Genomic DNA, 2,648 nt, shown 5'->3' with positions numbered 1-2,648 from the left:
GCTGCGTAGCGGCCCCAAAAAAAACGGGAGCGCTGCGCACTCCAGCGGGAGCAAGCTCCCTCGCCACAGCAAGCTCCTCACCACAACAAGCTCCCTCGCCACAACAAGCTCCTTCACCACAGCAAGCTCCCTCCCCAAAGCAATCTCCCTCACCCCATAAAAGCATCTTCAGCATCGACCTTCGCACCCATCAGTGAGCAGACCATGCAACCGATCTACATCGACTTCCTCAACGGCCTGGACATCGACGAACTGGCCCTGACCAACGACGAAATCCTCAACGCCATCGAATCCAGCCTGGCGATCCAGGGCCGCAGCGAGGCGGTGATCGAGCCGCGCATGCACCTGATTCCCGGCGGTGAAATCAACGGCCACTTCAACGTGCTGCGCGGTGTATTGGGCGGCGCAATCGGCTACGCCGGGGTCAAGGTGGTGGGCGACTTTGTCGATAACTACCGCAAGGGCCTGCCCTCGGAACTGGCGATTCTCAACCTGCTGGACCCGGCCACCGGCATCCCCAAGGCCATCCTCGACGCCTCGGCGATTACCGACATGCGCACCGGCGCCGTCACCGCCATCGGTGCCAAATACCTGGCCCGGCCCGACAGTAAAGTCCTCGCACACATCGGTGCCCGTGGCACGGCGTATTGGAACGTGCGGCTGCTGGACCACCTGTTCGACTTCGACGAAATCCGCGTGCACTCGCGCCGCAGTGAAAGCCGCGAAGCCTTCGCCGAACGCCTGCGCCGAGACCTCGGCAAGCCGGTGATTGTCACCGACGATTGGGAGTCCACGGTGTGCGGCGCCGACATCGTGGTGGAAGCTTCACGCCTGGATCAGCCGCAACCGTTGCTGCACACCGAGTGGATCAAGCCCGGTGCCTTCGTCGTGCCCTACGGCACCATGAGCGCGGTGGAACTGTCGTTGACCGACATCATGCACAAGCTGGTGGTGGACGACTGGGGCCAGTGCAAGGGCGGGATGTTCGGCGCATTGCGCGCCCATGTCGACGCCGGAAAACTCAGCGCCGAGACCTTGCATGCCGAGTTGGGGCAGATCGTGGCCGGCTTGAAGACCGGCCGGGAAACCCCCGAGGAAACCATCCTGTTCTGGCACCGTGGCTTGAGCCTCAGCGATATCGCCCTGGGCCACGCACTGCTGGAAAAATCCAGACGCCTGGGGATCGGCCAGCGGTTGCGCTGGGCATGATTCACTTCGATCCCGCCGGTTTGACGGTTGAGGATTTGCTGTCGATTGCCCGCCAAGACGCACCGGCTGACTTCAGCGATGCGGCCCGCCAACGTATCGACGAAGGGCATCGACTGTTGCTGCGTCTGGTGGCTGAAGGCACGCCGATTTACGGGGTGACCACCGGCCTCGGTGCGGCGGTGGATACGCAGGTTGCGCCGGTGCAGGCAAACATTCCTTTGGGGCGTGCGGTGGGCGTTGGCCGCCTGGCCAAGCGTGAGGAATTACGCGCGATCACCGCAGCCCGCTTGGCGGGGTTGGCCCAGGGGCGTTCGGGTATTTCGCCGGGTGCGGCGCAGGCGCTGTTGGCGTTACTCAACTGCGGCATGGAGCCCGCGGTGCCGTTGCTCGGCTCGTTGGGCGAGAGCGACCTGGCGCCGTTGGCGCATTTGAGCCTGGCGCTGAACGTGCCATTGACGGGCAAGGATGGCCTGGCGCTGGTGTCGGCCAACTCCGCGAGCATCGGCCTTGGCGCGTTGCTGGTGGCCGAGGCCGAACAGGCATTGCAGGCCATGTTGGCGGGGCTGGCGTTGTCGTGTGAAGGCTATCGGGCCAACCTCAGTCCTTTCCAGCCGTGGGCTTCGCAGTTGCGCCCGGCGCCGGGGCAAAGCGGGCAATCAGCGGCGTTGCTGGAATTGCTGGCGGGCGGCGAATTGGCCGACAACCCGCGTCGGCTACAGGACCCGCTGAGCTTTCGCTGTGCCACGGTGGTTCAAGGCGCGGCGCAACAGGCAATGCAGGCGTTACGCGAGTTAATCGAACTGGAACTGACCAGCGGTGCGGACAATCCGGCGTTGATCAGCGAAGACGCGTTGGTGCTGGCCACGGCCAATTTCGACAGCACCCATCTCGCGCTGGCGGCCGAAGGCTTGGGCCTGGCGTTGAGTCGCGTGGCGGTGTGCAGCGCCGAGCGGATTGCCAAGTTGCTGTCGCCGGCCTCCAGTGAACTGCCGCGCTTTCTGATCAACCAGCCCGGGCACGTGGGCATGGCCGCCTTGCAGCGCACCGGTTCGGCGTTGGTGGCGGAGATCGGGCACTTGGCCAATCCGATCCCGGCGGTGAGCGTGCCGGTGGCGGATCGCGTGGAAGATTATGCGGGGCAGGCGCTGGCGGTGGTCGAGAAAACCCGGCAACTGGTGCAGCGCGTGGTGTGGCTGGGCAGCATTGAGTTGATCGTGGCGGCGCAGGCGGTAGACCTGCGCGGCACGTTTCAACTGGGGCAGGGCACCCGGCGTATTCATCAGGCGGTGCGCCGCCAGGTGGCGCACCTGGATCAGGATCGTTCGGGGTCGGTGGATGTGTTGGCGTTAAGCGCATTCATCGAAATCGATGGCTTGAAACCCATTCTCTAAAACTATGAAGATCAACTGTGGGAGCTGGCTTGCCTGCGATAGCGATGT

The 2,648-nt window shown here is 64.2% G+C and carries 2 protein-coding genes; both read left to right on the top strand.

Going from position 1 to position 2,648, the window contains the following annotated elements; translation table 11 throughout:
- Window positions 1-204 precede the first annotated feature (204 nt).
- On the top strand, window positions 205-1,209 hold the full coding sequence (locus tag ACW9I6_RS31950) for an ornithine cyclodeaminase family protein (protein ID WP_457340225.1): 1,005 nt from the start codon (window positions 205-207) through the stop codon (window positions 1,207-1,209).
- Window positions 1,206-2,600 carry an aromatic amino acid lyase gene (locus ACW9I6_RS31945; RefSeq protein WP_457340224.1) on the top strand — a complete coding sequence of 465 codons (1,395 nt, stop codon included), beginning with the start codon at window positions 1,206-1,208 and terminating at the stop codon, window positions 2,598-2,600. Before ACW9I6_RS31950 ends, ACW9I6_RS31945 begins: the two co-directional genes overlap by 4 nt.
- Window positions 2,601-2,648: the final 48 nt, after the last annotated feature.

The organism is Pseudomonas sp. SDO5522_S412 (assembly GCF_054071215.1).
The sequence above is the reverse complement of the archived record's forward strand: the minus strand, read 5'-3'. Positions and strand labels throughout refer to the sequence as shown.